Raw genomic sequence first — 728 nt, forward strand, 5'->3', positions numbered from 1 at the left:
ACACGATTTTGAGAAGACTGTCCTCCGCTTCCTGTACGACGCCGGTGCTGTAGAATCTACATCCGAACTAGCCAGAGAACTTGCTGCCGAGTTAGACGAAGAGGTAGATGGCGGTTCTTTCAAGAGTAAAGTACAGTACAACGTTCAGAAACTCGAAGAAAAGGGGTTCGTCAACCGACATCAGGTCGGGAATCGAACAGAAACAGCGCTTGGGTAGAAACCCATCCCAAGTGAAGACCACCTAAAGGAAGGCGCAGTCACTAATCCTCTAACTCAGTTGTATTCCTTGGGTTTTCTCGAAGCGTTGACAACGAAACGTACCGGTGTCCTTGTACGAACGCGACTGTTCGGTTCGAGTCACTGGCTGTCTTGTCATTCTGAACGGCCCGGTTCAGTTTGAGGTCAGGTTTGAGGAACAGGACCTTCTGCGTGTCTCCATACCGCTCTGACCCGTTCTGTCGCATCCTCTTGACCGACTCGAGCAACGACTGCTCCTGGCGGTGGGAGAGTTCGGGATGGTCCTCAACCGTATCCTCGTCCAAGGTGATGCTCTCGATACTTCCAGTTACCCGCGGGACTTTGGCCTTGATCTCGCCGTCCTTGTAGAACGCGAGGTGCGACACCGGTTTGAACGAACGGTTGGGCTGACAGAAGTAGTGGTCGTAGGTGTGGTATTCGTCCCATGCCCGTCGTGCAGCCACGACTAAGACACGATCTTCTTTCCCGCT

Annotated in this window: 2 pseudogenes; one reads left to right on the forward strand and one right to left on the reverse strand. The window is 53.0% G+C overall.

Annotated elements, in window-relative coordinates:
• A pseudogene (locus tag EXE45_RS17230) lies at window positions 1-217 on the forward strand (winged-helix domain-containing protein); the annotation flags it as partial.
• A gap of 43 nt (window positions 218-260) precedes the next feature.
• On the opposite strand, the pseudogene EXE45_RS17235 reads toward EXE45_RS17230, so the two are convergent.
• A pseudogene (locus tag EXE45_RS17235) lies at window positions 261-728 on the reverse strand (hypothetical protein); the annotation flags it as partial.

It is taken from the genome of Halorubrum sp. SP9 (assembly GCF_005435015.1).
Taxonomy (GTDB): Archaea; Halobacteriota; Halobacteria; order Halobacteriales; family Haloferacaceae; genus Halorubrum; species Halorubrum sodomense.